This is a genomic window from Ectothiorhodosinus mongolicus, from assembly GCF_022406875.1.
Taxonomy (GTDB): Bacteria; Pseudomonadota; Gammaproteobacteria; order Ectothiorhodospirales; family Ectothiorhodospiraceae; genus Ectothiorhodospira; species Ectothiorhodospira mongolica.
Genome location: NZ_CP023018.1, coordinates 260,888 through 278,358 on the forward strand (window position 1 = coordinate 260,888; position 17,471 = coordinate 278,358).

1 protein-coding gene (cut by both window edges) is annotated in these 17,471 nt (G+C 56.6%); it reads right to left on the reverse strand.

The whole window is internal to a YDG domain-containing protein gene (locus tag CKX93_RS01015) on the reverse strand: the coding sequence, 54,300 nt in all, runs 12,564 nt past the left edge and 24,265 nt past the right edge, and what appears here is coding positions 24,266–41,736 (codon 8,089, partial, through codon 13,912, complete); the first complete codon in reading order (the gene reads right to left) occupies positions 17,467 to 17,469. Both the start codon and the stop codon lie outside the window.

Below are 17,471 nucleotides of genomic sequence, written 5' to 3' on the forward strand. Positions count from 1 at the left end.
CACGCCAATGCGCGAGCCAACATTTTTATTGGCAAAGGTGGCGGTACCAGTCAGCTCAAGCGTCTCTGACTCTACTAGACCAGACAGCGTGAAGCTGTCGATGGTACCAGCGGTGGTCGCGTCATACACCTTGTCGTCAATACCTATGGCGCTAACCGTTAGCGTACGTGGCGTGATATCCGCTGTGGTTGTCTGCTGGAAAGTAAAGTTGTAGTTGCCCGCATCGCTGCCACCAACTGTTTCGGTGAGATTCACGATAATGCCATTCGCTGCGTCAACGCTGGCAAAATCGCCGGTGGCACTTATTGTTATCTCATCACCAGCCACCAACTCGGCGATGGTTACCCCCGAAACATCAATCTGCGCGTCCGTGGTGCCATCGTATTCACGGTTGAGTGCCGTGATGCCCGAAATAGTGGCGGCCAGCGGGGTGATTTTGGCAGTGGTGGTGCCCTGCCCAGTAATGGTGTAGTTGCCAACCTGGGCACCATCGAAGGTTTCCGTTAGGGTGACTTCTTTGGCAATGACCGTGGTGCCATCGTTATCGTAGGAGACGTTCTTGTCAGCGAAGGCCCCGGTGGCTGACACCGTCACCACATCATTTCCAACCAAGCCACTAAAGCTCGCGCCGCTAACATTTACCGTGGCAGCCGTCGTACCGTCGTAAACCCGATCAGCCACTTCCAGACCACTGACCGTAAGGGCTTTAGGCGTAATGGTGGCCGTGGTGGTTGGCTGCCATTTCACCTCATAGTTGCCAGCCTGCGCACCATTTAGCGAAGCAAAATCGAGCGTCACCGTCTGCGCGATTACCTCGTCACCGCCATACGCCACATCTTTGCTGGCAAAAGTACCCGTGGCGGAAATCGTGCCCAGAACATCACCACTGATGAGCCCCACACTCTCCAGTATTTCCGTCGTGATACCCGTGACATCCACGGTGGCCGTCGTATTACCGTTATAGATCTTGTCGGCTGCTGTGACATCGGTGCGGCCACTGAGATCCAGCACACGCTTGTCGATATCCCCCAAGGCTGTCTCTTGGCGCGTGAAACTGTAGTTACGAGCATCTGCTCCACTGAAGGTTTCAGTCAGGTTTACGGTAATACCCGTTCCCGCATTGATATCATCGAAGACACCTGTTGCACTGAGCACGACATCATCGCCGGCAATCAGGCCATCCAACGACGAATCACTGGTGTTAGTGAAGGTAGCGCCCGAGACAACCACAGTAGCTGCGTCGGTGCCATCATAGACCTTGGTATCAGCGGTAATACCACCAACTGTGACACCCCGCTGAGTGATCTTGGCCTCGGCCGTACCCTGTGCGGTGATCAGGTAGTTATCCAGCGATGTGTTGGCACCGGCTGTAAAGGTCTCATTCAGCGTAACGGTCTTATCAATGACCGTGCTGCCGCTATAAGCGACATTCTTGTCGGCGAAGGCACCACTAATGCTGATATCTATCGTGTCACCTGAGATAACACCAACATCAGTCCAATTGATGCCGTTCGTAATATCCCCGCTGGCCACATCGACCGTGCCGTCATACACCCGGTCAGCCACCGTAATACCGCTGATGGTGATGGCTTTTGGTGTAATAGTGGCCGTGGTGGTCAGCTGATCGGTAATCGTATAGTTACCCAGATCGTCGCCAGTGTACTGGGTGGTGATGTTGACTTGCTTGTCGACGCCCGCGTTGAAGTCGACAAAGCTTCCGCTGACGGTAGCGATAGTCACGATATCACCGGCCACCAGGCCATTAAAGACAACACCGGAATCGTCAATCGTCGCATCCGTTGTGCGATCGTAGACTCGATCGTTCGCTGTCAAACCAGCAACCGTCATCGACTTGGGCGTGATCTTGGCGTTGGTGGCTGTCGTCTGACCGATAAAGTCATAGTTACCGGCGTCTGCACCGGCAAGCGCCGAGTACGTGATGTTTACTGTCTTGGTGACAACGTTATCGTTAGTGTCCCTTGCGACATTCTTGTCATCAAACGCACCCGCAGCTGTGATCACCACTTCATCGCCCGCAATAAGCCCGTTCGCTTCCAGCGCCGTTGGCGTTAAGCCACTGAGATCAAGCGTGGCCGTAGTTGATCCGTCATACACCTTGTCCAACGCAGTGATCAGGGTCGTGCCTGATAGATCCAATGCCGCTGGATCGATCTTAGCCTGAGCGGTGCCCTGAGCAGTGATGGTGTAATTCCCAATGCTCGCGCCACCAAAAGTCTCGGTGAGTGTCACTGTCTTCGCGATTACATTGCCATTGAGATCACGCGCCACGTTTTTATCGGCAAATTGCCCCGTAGCCGAAACGGTGAGCGTATCGCCGACAAGCATACCCAGACTTTGCCATTCCGATGTGCTGAGTGCTGACACATCCACCGTGGCATTGACCGTACCGTCGTAATCTCGGTCAGATGCAGTAATACCGCTGATAGTGATGGCTTTTGGCGTAATCGTTGCGCGCGTGGTGGCCTGATGAATGATGTTGTAGTTATTAATATCATCGCCTGATGCGCTGCCGGACAGAGCGACGAGCTTGTTGATGCCGGCATTGAAGTCATCCGCATCATTGTCTTCGTTGCGGAATTTACCGGTTGCCGAGATCACAACATTATCTCCCGCAATCAGCCCAGCCAGCGTCACGTTAGAGACGATGACGCTAGCCGTGGCATTGCGGTCATATTCCTTGTCTTCAGCGGTGATGCCGCTAACCACCAAATCACGCACCGTAATATCGGCCGTGGTGCTGGTCTGATTGGTGATACTGTAGTTCGCAACATCCAAACCACCGAAGGTGTTGGTGAGCGTGACGATCTTGCCGGTGCCGACATTACGGCTGTCAAAGACACCGCTGGAACGCACGGTAATTTCATCACCGGCCACCAAGCCATTGAACTGAGCATCCGCCACAACCACGCTGGCAATATCAGTGCCATCGTAGACTCGGTTCTCGGCGGTGATGCCCGATACTATCAACGTTTTTGGTGTGATATTAGCGCTGGCCGACGGCAGCAAGAGACTGTAGTTACTGGCTGCGGTGCCTGTCAGGGTCAAGCCTGTGATGGTAATCGGCTTGGCATCACCGACGTTTTTATCGGCAAACACACCTGTGGCGGTTCCACCGATCGAGACAGCATCACCACTCACCACGCCACCATTAACACCAGCACCTAAGTTAGCCTCTCCCGATAGAGTGGCGTTAACCGTGCCGTCATAGACGCGGCCAACCCCAGTCAAACCCGTGACCGTTAACTGACGCGGCGTGATGTTGCCCAAGAGGCCGCCAAGTAGCGTGTAGTTGCCGGCTTGTGCACCGCCCAAAGACAGGCCAGCCAGCGTGACGACCTTATCGGTGCCAGCATTCGCGTCTGCGAAGTTACCTTCAATGGGATCATCAGTTAAGCCCACCAAAGTGACCTCATCAGCACCAATGGCAAATACCTCAGGCGTACCGGAAATGGTGGCGGCCACCTCTCCGTCATACACCTTATCGGCTACCGACAAGCCCACAATACGAATCGCTGCTGGGGTGATGTTTGCAGTGCTCACTGAAGGTGCGGTCAATGTGTAGTTGCCTCGATCCGTCCCCGAGAGCTCCACGCCACTCACCGTCACCTCGATATCGTCAGCTACATTACGATCGGCAAACTCTGCGGCCACTGCATTTAAGTCAAGCGCGACATCGTCAGTTAGGAATACGCCATCCAAGAACGCGCCCGAAGCCAATGTCGCGATGTTGGTGCCGTCATAGACTCGGTCTTCGGCGACCAGGCCACTGACATCTCCATTGTCATCGGTTGCAGTGAGGATGCTAATGCTCTTGGGCGTAATATCACCGGTCACACCCACCGGATCAATCAGCGTGTAGTTGGTGGCAAGCCCGGTAGTGCCCGTGGTGCCATCAGCCAAGATATAGTCGGTGACCGCCACATCCTTGCCAATGCCCGCATTGCGATCGGCGAAGATGGCCTGAACGGCGCTAGTGTCTAGGCTCAGCGTCTCGAACTGGCCATCGCTATATTCAATACCCTGCACAGAACCGAAATTACTCACCGTGGCATTCAGGGTTGTGTCGTAGACTCTGGACGCAATCTCCACGCCTGTAACGGTGACTTCCACCGGCAAGATACGCGCGGTGATGCCCTGCGGCTGGGTGATACTGTAGTTGCCCGCATCGGCACCGGTGATATCCAAACCGACAACGGTCACATCCTTAGCGATCACCGCCTGCGTGGCTAGGTTGCGCGCTACATCCGCATCAGCAAAGCTGCCGATGGCGGTGCCTGTGAGCTGCACATCATCATTGAATAATGGGTTGATAACTGCCGTGCCAATGAGCTCTGCCGTTGTGGTTCGGTCATACAAACGATCTTCTACCGTCAGGCCCTGCACGGTGAGTTCATACGGCGTGATCTCACCAATATTGGCGCCGACCAAGGTGATGGTGTAGTTGTTGTTGACGTTTTCGCCATCGCCATCAAGCAGCAAGGCGCTGAGCAGGTTTACCTGCTTGTCTGACTGAACTGCGCCACTACCGTCACGTTTGACCGAGGCACTATTAAACTCAAGATCAAACCCACCCACGGCATCGGTACCGAAGAGCTGGGTGCCATTCGTTGCCGTTAACGACACGCCAGTGAGCACTGCCCCATCATCTTCACTAATAATGGTGGTGGTGTCATAGACGCGGCTGACTGACCCGAGCGCACCGGTCAGCTCTAGCGTCAGCGCCGCCTGAGAGATATCGACGGTGGCACCCGTGGCCTCCACGATGGTGTAGTTAACCGCCTTGTCACCGGCCAGCAACACGCCATCGAGCTCAATAATCGCTTTATCTTCCGCAGCGTCCTTATTTTCCGTCAGACCAAACGCACCAGGCGCAAAGTTCACGTTGACATCGTCTTCGTCACCGTTCAGCAAGCCATCGATGGTGACGCCACTATCCGAGAGCTGAACCTCGCGGGTACCGTCATACACACGGTCCACACCCGAGATGCCGCTCACCGTCACATCCAGCGGGTTGATGATGCTGGTGGTGTTGCTCTGATAGGTGATGACGTAGTTATTGCCGTCATTGCCATCATTGATGCTGACCCCAGAGACCAACACTTCTTTATCGGCCAGAACCAGTCCATCAGCATCGCGGCTGACATTGGCATTGGCAAATTCGAAGCTGCCACCGACCAAAAGATCGCCGCCGAAGAGCTCGGTCTGTGTGTCAGGGTCATCGGTTTGGAAGACCACCGCACTGGCAACATTTACGTTGGTCGTGCCGTCGTAATCTTTTTCAACATCACTCGAGGAGATGGTGATCTGCGCAGGGGTAATATCGGCGGTGTAAGTAATTGCCAAGCGCTCGGGTGAGCTCGGATCAGTCAGATCAAAGTCATCGTTGGCAACCGTAAGGATCACACCATAGTTACTGGCATCAGTACCGCCAAGGGTAATCGAGCGCAGCGTCACGGTTTTATCATCGCCCACATGCCGGGTGTCAAACTCAGCCAAATAATCATCGATCAGCAGGCCGCGCACCGACTCACCGGTTGCCGCAATAATAAAGCTGGCCCTATCGGTGCCCGAGAGCTCGGCATTAACCGTGCCGTCATACACCCGACTCACGGCATCCAATCCACCAATGGTCAGCATGGCTGCCGTGATATCGGCAGTGAGGGTCAATCCTGAAATGTCATAGTTGCCCGCCTCGGCGCCGGTCAAGGCAAACCCGGTCACACTCACATCCTTATCGCGGCCCACATTGGCGTTGTCAAAGCTCGCGGATGCGCCCGTGTTTACCAGCGTTACTTGATCAGCACCCAACACACCACTTAAAACGCCATCAAGCGCTGTGGGCGTGTCGCCCTCCGCAAAATCTGCATTGACTAAGGTCGCGTCTGTCGTGCCATCGTAATCACGGCTGAGCGCTTTAATACCGCCCACGGTTAATTCCGCGGGATTGATGGTGGCCGTGACATTCTGTGGTTGGACCAAGGTGTAGTTGCGTGCATCGGCCCCGCTGATGGTGTACCCCGCAACTGTGACCGCCTGCTCAATGACCGCATTGCTGCCGTCACGCGCCACGTTGGCATCATCAAAAGTCGCCACGGCTGTGCCACCTAAGGTGACGTCATCGATAGTGCCCGCCACTTCAATCGGTGCAATAGACCCGCCCTGGGTGATCGTGGCAGCCGTAGTCGTATCATAGGTCTTATCAGCCACTTGCACGCCAGTAATGGAAAGCAGTGCACGGCTGATATCCACCGTCACATCGCTCGGCAAGACCAGATTATAGTTGCCATTATCATCACCGGTGCCCAGCGAGAGCCCACTGATGGTGACTGCTTTACCCAGGCCGGCATGTTTGTCTGCCAGCGTGCCTATCTCCTCACCGTCTAGGCTCACGGTATCACCGGCCAGCGCAGTCACCGTCGCGCCCGATACCTCAACCACAGTGGTGGCATCATAGGCACGATTGGTCGCAACAATACCCGTCACCAACAAGTCACGCTGCGTGATTTCACCGCCGGCGTGGGTGTAGGTGGCAGCCAGCATGTAGTTGGCGGCGCTGGCGCCCGCTAGGGTAATGACATTAGTGTCATTGATGGTCAGCAGTTTGTCGGTGCCGACGTTTTTGTTATCAAAGGCATTCGTGATCGGGCCGTTAAGCGTGGCCGTGACGTCATCAAGGCCCACCAAATTGGTCAGGGTGATATCAGCAGTATCCAGATCGCGGGTGGCGTCATAGACACGGCTGGCCGTCATCTCAAGCGTCAGTTCGCGTGGCGTCACTGTTGCAACACCACTGACCACCGAGCCGGCACTGAGCTGATAGTTGCCCACATCATCGCCGGTTAGGTTAAAGGTGCCGGCGCCCACAAAGGTGGTGGTGCCGGCATTGACGTTGGCCACCGTGGCTACCAGATCGGGCGAATCAACGCTCACCGCATCCAGCTGCCCGGAGCGCGTCACTACCCCATCAAGCGTGTAGCTAATTTGATTGCTTGATAGCGCATTGCTGCCGTCATACACCTTAGTGGCGGTTGCCGTGGGCGAGAGGGTAAGCAGCTTGGGCGTAATGGTACCGCTGGCATCATACGTTGCACCCACCACCGTGTAGTTAAAGGCATCAGCGCCGGTGAGCATGGCATTGCTGATATTGAGCGCCTGGGAGGTCACCGCACCGGAATCGTTGTCGTAGGCCACATTTTCGCTGGCGAAGGTGGCGGTGACATTCAAGCCCACCTGCTCGCTGCCCACCACATTATTGACGCTCGTGATTGGGTTGCTCAGCGCCGTGGTGCCGTCATACACCTTAGTGCCGGTGACCGTGGCATCAATGATGCGCCTGTCGATCGTGCCGATGCCGCTAATGGTGCTGCTGCTCAAAACATAGTTACTGGCCACGCCACCGTTGCTGCCATCAGTAAGACTGATGCCTGACACGGTAAAGTTACGGCTACCGGCATTGCGATTATCAAACGCAGCCGTATCAAAGGTGATGTTCAGTTCTTGTGCGTTACCATTTGCATCGTTAACGCCTGTATTGACCGTAAGATCCGGTGTCATCGCCACCGTGCCATCGTATTGGCGGCTGGTGGTGGTGGCGACCGCATCAATGACCTTCGGCGTGACTGTTATTTTTCCGGTGTTTTCGACGCGGAAGGTGAACTGGGTACCATCTTTGGTGAAGGTGTAATTGGCATTGCTGTTGCTCGCCAAGACCACCGCGCCATCAACTACGCTCAGGCTGATATTGCCAACACCCTCAGTGGGCGCAAACGCAACGCCGTATTCACCCACATTAGCCAGGCGGGCAGCGCCATCTGAGGTGGTATTTTTAACAGTGAATACTTCATCAATCGTCACGCCGGAGTTATTCGGTGTTTCCGTGGTAAAGGCAACGGCCTTTAAGTCCACCGTGCCCACACCACCGCGATCGGTCAGCGCCACATCAGACAGGGTGCCACCCAGACGGGTGTAGGTATCGCCGGCCAATGTATTGGCATCCAACTCAGTACCATATTCCTTACTGGCACTGCCGGTATAGATGGTCAGCAAGTTAGCCGCCGTTGCGGGTGTCTCACTGGCAAACACATAGCGATTGCCCGATGCGGTAACGCCGCTGTAGTCCCCAGTCGCCCAGGTCGTCTGCCACATTGCGCCGTTGCCACTGGCAAGAATATCGGCAGCATCGTCGCTAGAGCCAAACTGGCTGTAGTTGATTTGGTTACCTGTGCCTTGTTCAATCTCCCAGCCCGCTGACCAGACCTGCCAAGCGCCACCAGCTGCCACCGCATCAGCACCGCGATTGTTAATGAAATGACCAGTCATGCCGGCATCGAGCAGCACATCGCCAGCGCTTGAGATGATCCGCGCGCCAGTGCCGATTGTCATGCTGTCGGCCGTTGCCCCAGCGAGTACGAAGCCATTGTCCTGAGTGCTATCCACACCCGCGGCGAGCGTGATATTGCCGCTGGCCTGCACGGTCTGATCAATGCTGATGGCGCGGGCACCGGTCACAGACACGCTCGCGGCATTGGTTATGCCATCCACACCCGCCACGCTGCCGATGGTCATGTTGGCATCAGTGGCGCCCAGGCTGATATTGCCGGTGCTGTTGGATGCCAGGGTGCCAATGACGTTTTCTTCGTCCAGGGTGATGTCTCCCGCACCACTGAGCAGCAAGGCATCCACATCCAGCGTCATGCCCGTGGCCTGATCCACCGCGTTGGCGCTACGCAGCGTTAAGGCCTTACCGGCATCCAGCGCCAGATCGTTATCCAGGGCGATACGGTTGAAATCGAGCACTAGGTGGCTCGCAACTTCCGCGGCGGTGATTGGCGCACCGTCCACCGTGCCGCTTAAGGTCATGACCGGGCTCACTGCCGGCGTTGTTGCGTAGCTGCCACTGCCACCAATGGTCAGCGTGTCAATGGCTTGTAGGTTGGCTAGATCCGTGACACTGAGGCTCGCTGTGCCGGCCACTTTTTCCATCAGGGTCAAATCACCGCCGCCTTGCTGCAGCAGGTTCACGTTGACACCCTGCAAGGCGCGATCAAAGGTCAGATGCCCGGCGGTGGTCAGCGCGCGGTAGTTCAGGGTCAAATCACCGCCCGCGGCAACCGCTGCGCCATCACCTGCAGTCGCGCTGACCACACCCAGCGCATCAAAGGTGAGTGCTTTGCCCGTATCGCTGGCCAGGGTACCGCTGTCGAACGTGATCGCATCGCCATAAACGGTGAGCGGATTAAACACGGTCAGCGTTGACCCGGCATCAATTGAAACGGTCACATCACCGCGCAGGTTGGCATCAGGCGCCGCGTTACCAATGATCACCGAAGCAAACGAATTACCCAGACGCGAGAGATCGCCAAAGGTGAGATCCAGCGTGTTGGCATCGGTGTTGGCATTGCCGCCCAATGCAATGTCCAGACCATCGGTAAAGGTTGTCAGCGTGAGTGATTGCCCGGCCGCATCAGCGGTAAGCAATTGGATGAAGTCCATTTCATCGGCGCTCAATACCCGATCGCCCACCAGGGTGGTTTTACTGCCCAGCGAAATCAGATCACTCGCGGTCAGATCCCCCTTGATCGTGGTGGTGCCCGTCGTGTTCTCCACCACCAGCTCAGCCAAGTGGCGCACTGAGCCAATTGAGCCATCGAGTGTGATGTTTGCTGAACCTGCACGCAGACGCAGCGAATGCGTGCCGGCCGTGTCAGGCTCAACCACATTACCCAGCACAATGGCGCCGTTGGCCTGTGCGGTGTTTAATACCGTATCACCCATGAGTGTCACGGCCGTGTCGCTATCACCCAGCGTGAGTGCGCCACCGATATTAAATGTACCGGCAATCTCAACAGCTGAGGCAGCGGTGACAGTGAGCCCAGCGGCGCTAAAGACATCCGTGCCTTGATCGCCAAGCTGGACCTGCCCGGTGTTCTCAAGCACCAGCGGGACATTGCCCAGGGTATTCACCCCACCGGTCATGCGCAGGTCATAAGCGCCGGCCGCCAGCGAGAAGTCGGTGGCAATGTTAGTGTTGCCAGCAAAACTCAGCGTACTGCCAGCTTCAACCGACTGAACTTGAAGGTTGGCAGCCTCAACCGGGCCGGCAAAGCTGGCATTGCCGGTGTTGACGAGCTTGATAGTACCCAGATCGGTGCCCACCGCGCCCGTCACATTAATCGATCCGGTCGTATCGAGGGTTAAGTTAGAGCTCGCCCCACCGGCGGTACCGGCCACACTGCCGATATTCACCGCCCCGCTGCTACCACTGCCAATGCTCAGCAGCGTGCCATCGGCCAGCACCACGGCGCCTAGCGTCACCACGGCGGTCATGGCGGCGCCGGGCTTAATACTGGAGTTGCCCAGCACATCCAGATTGCTGGTGGTCACGGCATTATCGAAGGTATTGAGCTCACCAAACAGCGTGGTATCACCCGCCGTGTGAGTAAAGCCACCACGGAAGTTGAACACATCGGCAGCGGCATTACCTAAGTTGACCGTGCCTGAGGTGGTCAATGTCGTGGTATCGATGACATCCGTGACATCACCATAGAAGCTCACATCAAAGCTGCCGCTGTTGGCCATACGGGTGGCAAACACACTATCGGCAAAGGTGATCGCGCCATCGGCGGCTTTCAGATAAATCGCATCAATGCGGTCTGCACTGCTGCCAACCTCAGCGTTAAAGGTCATGTCGCCAGCACTTTCGATGGTCAGCGAGGCCAAATCGGTGCCCACAGCGCCATCAATCGACGCTGTGCCGGTGGTATCGATCACTACGCGGCTCTTGCCTCCGCCTGCGCTGCCAGAGATTGATCCTGTGGTCAGATCGGCCGCCACACCGGTGCCGATAGTCAGCGTGACATCATCAGCCAACACTGCATTGGCTAGCGTAATGGCGCCTGTCGATACGCCACCGACCGAGCTCGTGGCGGTAAAGTCAATCGCGCTGGCTCCGCCGAAGTTAATAACGCCAGTATCGCCAGCAGCAGCCCCAGCGGTAAATGTACCGGCCAGTGTCCGCGTGGCAGCATTTGTTGCCGTAATACCGCCGACAAAATCAAACTGCGCATCAGCGCTGGTACCCATCAGTAAGGAACCCGTGTTGGCAATGTTGGTGACACCACCCACCGCGTTATTCTCACCGCGCAGCTCAATGTCGTAAGCTTGATTATTCAACCCAGCCTGACCGCCCGCGGTGACATTGCCGGCAATATCCAGATCGCCTGCCACCCGCACCAATTCACCATCTGCTGTGCCCTGAATCGTCAGACTGGCACCAGCCAAATCACCCTGGAAGTCGATGCCATTGGAATTGTTTACCGTGATAGCACCATCGGTGTTCACATCGCCGGCAATCGTGATCGCAGCAGTGCTGTTTAGCGTCAGGTTTGATGCTGCGCCGCCTGTTGTGCCGCTGATCGCGCCGGTTGCAATCGTCGAGGCCTGACCCTCGCCAATGACAAGGCTAGCACCACTGGACATCACCACATCAGCCAGCGTGATGTCGCCCGTAGCGGCATCGGTGAAGATCGGATTCAACGGATCATCATTGGTGAAGAAACGCCCGCCAATGACCGCGGTATCGACCACTTCGGCGGAGGCTGCGCTAAGATCAATTTCGCTTGCGCCTTCCGCAGCAATCAAACCGGCCAGACGGAGGCTGGTGGGGGCAGTGTTGGCAAGCACGCCACCGACAAACGAGATCCGGTCACCGGCGTTGTCACCGATTTGCACGCGACCGCGGTTGTTAAACACGGTCTGCCCGCCAATACGTGAATGGAAACCATTGAGATCCACGTTATACGCCGCGGTGCCCGCCTCAATGGTCAGGCCCGAAGCAATCATCGTCTCACCACCAAACTCAATGGTGCGGCCTTCGGCAGTATCTTGGATCGTGATCTGGTCTTGCGCCACAGCGTTCATGAACCGGATACCGCCAGACTGCACAATCGTCATATCACCGGTGCCATTAAACGCCTGAGCCTGAATGGTGGCAATGCCATCAATCACTTCGGGCGCCGTGGCCAAGCGATTAATCACCAACTGTGCGTTGTTGGTGACTGTGCCACTGACCAAGGCCGTGTTGACTGTGCCATCACCGATTTGCAAGGTGCCGTTGTCAACCAACACGGTGCCGGAGCCAATAGTGATGCCTGAGCCGCTAAACGCCTGGGTGCCAGCGCCGATAACCTCAATGTTTGTGGTGCCGCGCAGGCTATTAATCAGACCCGAGAAATTGCCGTTGCTATCATTCACGCCGATCACCAGCGTACCCTCGTTCGGGTTCTGGTTATTGGCGATGGCCGTGCGGGTAATCAAGCCGCCGCCCTTGAGTGCGTCGATATAAACGTTGGTATCGTCTTGACCGGCTGCAGGCGCAATACCCGAATCCCAAAGATCAAGCGTTGTCCCAGCCAGTAGCGTCAGCGACGCTTTGTTGTCTGTCCAGTCCGTTACTGCGCTATTTGACAAACGCAGGGTGCCACTGCCCAGAACAATCTCTCCACCCGCACTCATGGCAATCGAGCCACCAGCGTTACCCACCAGGCTACGCACCGCATTCGCTGGGCCTTGACGTATCAGGGTACCAGCGCCAGTGTAGGTGATGTTGCGCCCGAAGGTAGCCAGGTTTGGCGCCAGCTCCATGGTGGCGCCAGCAGCCACATCAATACCGCGGGTGTTGGTTGTTGCTGTGGCAAAGACCAGCTTGCCGGCTTCGACATTGGTTTGCACGGTAAAGAAGTTATTGTTGTTGGTCAGTGTGGTCATGCCCGTGCCACGCTGGACAAAACTACCCGTGAGTTGGTCCGTATCTGCCACTGGCTGAGCGGTGAACGGATCAACGGCACCGGTGCTGGTGATCATTTGCGTCATCACCACGTTGTCGCTACGGTTCATCACCAAGGAACCATTGGTGATAACGATACGGCCACCCGGCAGGTTACCGGTGGTGCCACCATCACCAATCTGCAGCACGCCACCTTGAACCTGAGTGGTGCCGCTGTAGGTGTTATTACCAGTAAAGACCTGTGTACCCTCACCCACCTTGATCAGGTTGCGCACACGGTCACCCGCACCCGGATTAAAGTCGACAATCGAGCCCGAGAACACCGCGGCCTCACGTTGTCCATTGGTATCAAGCGCCATACCCACACCGCCAGCCACACCAATCACCGGTGTGCTGCGGAAGGCATTACTGCGCCAGCCACCCGCCCAGGTGCCCGCACCGGTCAAGGCATCGACGCGAACTTCAGCCTCAACACTACGGAAAGTGGCACCGGCTTCGATGTTCAGGCTCGAGAGGTTGTTATCCCAGTTCTCGTTGCCGAACGACCCTGCCACAAAGGTGCCGCCTGCGATGTCAATCCACGACCCAGCAGCGAGCTCAAAACGCGCCGCACGTGGGCCCCAGACTAGCAAACCATTGCCGCTCTTGCGCCATGTGCCGGTTCCTTCAAAGACTGTGTTAGTCGGCATGTCACGCGTGCCCGAAGCCACATGGAAATCAAGCACGCCATCGCTATTAATCACCCAGCGCGAGGAGCGATTCAGATTCGAAATCTTAAGGGTGCCGTCGTTAATCGTGGTGACACCCGTGTAGAACTGATTGCCACTGGAGAGCTCAAGCTCAGCGCTACCGGCCTTGGTGATATTCAGAATCGCATTACCACTGGAGACGTTTCGCACATAGCCATTGAAGTTTTGGTTCACTGTTTGAGTGATATTCAGTGTGCCTTGGGTCGGCGTTGCCGTGTTACCGTCTTGCCAGACTTGGATCACACCGCGTTCTGAGCGAGTACCGGCCAGAATGTTGCCGATGGTCTGCGTGGTCCCATAGGTTTCTAGGTAAGAGTAGCTTCTGCCGCTGTTCACAAACTCTACATCGGCTAATACGCCGAGCTGATTATCCGCTCCAAACTGCAAGCGCGCATTACGCACCTGCACGCTGCCATCAGCGTTACCGATAATCACGCGGCCGCGGTCAGCGGCATCCAAGTTATCCCAAGCTGCCGTATTAGTGTAAAGCGACGGGCCATCGGCACGGTTAAGCACGAGATTGGCTTCGGAGATCTGCGTGTTGCCCAAATAGGTGTTGGCACCAGTGAGCGTCAAAGTGCGATTACCCGTGACCTCAATGCCGTAAGCATTGGCACCCGAGGTGATTTCGCTGGCGATGGTCAAATTACCATGGCCAAGCACACTAATTCGCGCATTGTCAGTCAGGGTTATTTTGCCGTTATAGGTGGCCAGACCACCACCAGGCCCGCTACCTGTTGAGCCGGTGTAGGTATACGCAAACAAGGCACCCCAGCGCTCGCCGCCTGGCTGTGACCAGCCCGTGCCCTCGATTTCCAAGGGGCTGTCATAGGTGCCACCGGCACCCATGTAGAGTTGGCCATCGTTGATGACTTTGACTGTTGGCCGGTTTACCCCAAGATCAGCCTGGCTAAACACCACCAAACGCGCATTGTCGATCACAAAGTTCGCATCTTCACTCATGGTGTTGGTGCCGGTGTAGCGATAGTCACCCGCACCGCGCACACCAACGCCAGCGGCGTTTTGATTGTTACTGCGGAAGATCAACGAACCGTCACCGCTGATATCGTGACCGATGCGGATCACGCCTTCCACGTTTTGACGATCGCCGCGGAAGTACTCTAAGGTTGCGCCCGCAGCAACATGGACTGGGTTGCTGTTTGATATCGAGCCGACATACCCGCCCGCGCCGATTTGCAGCGTGCCCGCCTGCACATCAATGCCGCCCGTGTTCAAGCTGCCGTTGGTCAGCGTCAGCGTGCCTTCCCCTTTTTTGATTAGCTGCAGCGGCGCACCACGGTTGGTGCCACCTGTCCAGGAGTTACGCAGCCGGCCGTTGTAAACGAGGTCAACATCCTGATTGATGATCAACACACCCTTGGCATTGCCATACTGCGCTGCAGTTCGGGTGTCGTCTTCGTAGTTCTGGATGTGGGCTGCCGCCGGATTGCGACCCGTAGAGATATTGCCCACTTCCTGGGTGGTATCACCCAAGGTCATGTAGTTGTAGTTAAAGGTGGTATCAAACACGATATCCACCTTCGAGCCGAGCTGGTAATTGAGCCGAGGATCAGGGGTTCGGTTGTTTGCGCCACTGTTGGCAGCGCCAACCCCAAACTCCAGCATCGAAGCCGTGTCGGGATACACCCAGCCGTTATTCACTCGGTGATCAATGATGATGGTGCCGCGCGGGCGATTCACCGAGTTGTGATTAGTTGGATCGTTGGGATCAACATAGAGTGCTGGGCCATTTAGGTTAGCCAGCTTGAGCTGGCCATCGCCCACCACCGTGTCGCCGGTGAAGGTGCTGAAACCTGTGAGAATAATGCGGCCATTACCCCACTTTTCAATGCCGTAGCCTGCGCTTGTGCCAGAGACATCGCCATTAGCGGCGATGACAATCCCATCGCTGATCACACCACCAATCGTGCCGTCTTGGCCGCGCCATGCGCCAATTCGAGCATCACCAGTTAACAGAATGTCACCGGTGAAGTCACCCTTAATCATCCGCAACGCACCAAGCTGGCCGACACCCTCTCTCCAGCCTATACCCTCAAGCTCAAGATCGTTGGTGACAGTACCCGTGGCCACATCAATCATGAGCTGACCATCATCGAGCACCTTGATTGTGCCGGGTTTAACGCCATCAGTAGTCGTTTGACCCAAGCCGCTGGCGTGCATCAAATGCATGCGCGCACCCGCCTCAATAATGGTGTCACCCGTGAAGTCGGGGCTTGCTACCCGGAACTGATACGAACCGGTGTTGTTTACGTTGGTTGATTTCAGGCGAAGCGTGCCCGGTCCTGAAAGCGAATGACCCACGCTGATCGCCGAGGTGTTCGTGCGGAAATACTGCAGCGTGCTGGTTTCATGAATGAACACATCGCCGGCTATGTAACCGGTGGTGCCGCTATTACCAATCTGCATCACGCTGGCAGGCGCGCTCGCACCCGCCGCACCAATGGTGGTATTACCGGTAAAGCTGCTATTGGCCTGCAAGGTCAGCTGGCCACTGCCCGTGTGCGTGAGGTTACCCGTGCCACTGACCACTCCCGTCCACAGCTGTGCAGTGGTGCTTTCGTTGAGCAGCGTGGCGCCGTTATCAATGCGAATCGTGCCACCGTAGCTGCTGCTACCGGCGCTTGCCAAGCTGCCGGTTTCAGCAATGCGCAGCGTGCCGTTGCGCACCTGCGTAGCCCCGGGGTAGATATTGGCGCCGCTGAGAATCAGCTCAGCACCGCCCGTCTTAATCAATGTCGGTGCATTGGTACCACGACGGTCGATGGTGGCACTGATTTCCAAATCACCGATGGTGTTAAACGTGGTGGTCTGATCCAGCGTCAGGCTGCCACCAGCCGCCGTTGCAGATATGGTGGCAATCGGATCGCCATTGGCCACCGTGTTGGAGGTCACATTCAATGTGCCGGCCGGGTTAAAACCGTAATTGGCAGGCCGGCCCAGAATTAACTCACCGCCGGTCATATTCAGGTTAAAGGTGCCACCACCGAAGAAATGCTGGGCATGCTCGGCCCCACCCACGGTGCCGCCGACGATGTTCAGCGTGTGAATCGACTGGCCGGCTGCCCAACCAAAGGTATGGTCAGCGGCGTAGTCCACCATGCCACCCGCATTCACCGTCAACACACCTCGTATCGTACCCACGCTACCACCACGACCCAACCACAGCGTGCCGCCGTCCACAGTGGTGCCACCGGTGAAGGTGTTGTTGGCATTGAGCGTCATCTCGCTATTGCCATCTTTAATCAGCGCGCCGGCACCGCTGATCACACCGGTGAATGACTGGCTGTCGCCATCGGTATTGGCAAACTTAAAGGTCGCGCCATTGGCGATGCTAATGGTGCTGGTGTAGATATTGGCCGCATTGCCACTGGTCATCGTACCCGCACCGCCAATCTCGAGCACACCGGCCTCAATATTGGTCGGGCCGCTAAAGCGGTTATCACCCTTGAGCACCAAAGCGCCCGAGCCCTCTTTGTTAAAGCGCGCTGTGCTGGGGTTACCAAACAACGAATCCAGCGCACCATTGATGGTCAACGTGGCACCCGCGTCAGCCACGTCAATGGTGGCGGTGATGTTGTTTTCTAATACGGCGCCACGGTCGGTGTCGGCATCTGCTGTGCCCACATAGCGCAGCGTGCCGCCGGCAAAGCGCAGATTACCCACACCGCTGTTCGATGCGCCGATACTGCTGTTCTCACCACCATCTTTAATGGTCGTGGCTTCGAGCACACCACTGACCAAGCGCGTGGCGCCGGTGTAGGTGTTCGCGGCACTTAACTTGAGCGTCTTGTTACCCGTCAGCTCGATGCCATAGTCACCGTCTGGGGAGCTAATGGTGCCGGTGATGTCCATGTTTCCGAAGTTCAACACGCTCATGCGGGTGTCACCGGTCAGTG